The sequence below is a fragment of the Oleiphilus sp. HI0128 genome (assembly GCF_001635365.1).
The window spans coordinates 1-976 of sequence record NZ_LWGG01001167.1; the positions used below are offsets into that span (position 1 = coordinate 1).

Sequence of the window (976 nt, forward strand, 5' to 3'; positions counted from 1 at the left end):
CTCTTTATCCATTTTGTTTACCGCAACAACGATCGGCATATTTGCTGATCGCGCATGCTGAATCGCTTCTTCGGTTTGTGGCATCATGCCATCATCGGCTGCTACAACCAGAATAACAATATCAGTACTGCTCGCACCACGTGCACGCATAGCTGTAAAGGCTGCGTGTCCTGGCGTATCCAGGAAGGTGATCATGCCATGACCGGTCTCTACGTGATAAGCACCAATATGCTGTGTAATACCACCTGACTCTCCACTAGCTACTTTCGCTTTACGGATATAATCAAGCAGAGAGGTCTTACCGTGGTCAACGTGACCCATTACACTGATAACTGGCGCACGAGGCGTCTCTTCACCTGCGTAATCGATACTCTCAATCACTTCAGCTTCGATCGCATCTTCAGCAACCAATTTCACTGTATGACCTAACTCCTCAGTAACAAGCACTGCAGTTTCTTGGTCAATAGACTGGTTCTGCGTTGCCATAACGCCCATACCCATCAGTGATTTAATCACAACGGCGCTCTTAACAGACATCTTGTCTGCCAATTCACTTACGATGATTGACTCACCGATATTTACTTCTCTAACCACAGGCGACACCGGTTTCTCGAAAGCATGAGTACGTTTTACTTTCTTCTTTTTAGACTTTAGCTTACGTGGCTGCGGCTCATCTTCATCGATAAGAACATCTAAACTGATTGTTGATAGATCTTCATCTCGCTGACGAGGCGCTCTGTGTCCGGCAGACTTAACATGCTTGCGTTTCGGAGCTTCGTCCTCATCCACAACAGGCACTTTTTCTTTCTTCTTGTGCTTTTTATGCTTTTCGTTTGTTTCAAGCTCAGCAGGCGTCACTGGTACTTCAGCCTTCGGCGCTTTCGCTTCACTTTTCTTAGCATCTTCCGCTTCACGCTTAGCTTCAGCCTCTTTGGCTTCTTGCTCTTTTCGAGCTTTCTCTTCAGCTTCTTTCGCT

Annotated in this window: 1 protein-coding gene; it reads right to left on the reverse strand. The window is 46.5% G+C overall.

The window, feature by feature from the left end:
• Positions 1-976, reverse strand: a 976-nt coding sequence (locus tag A3763_RS19765; RefSeq protein WP_156495200.1) for a translation initiation factor IF-2 N-terminal domain-containing protein, incomplete at both ends; no start/stop codon positions are given.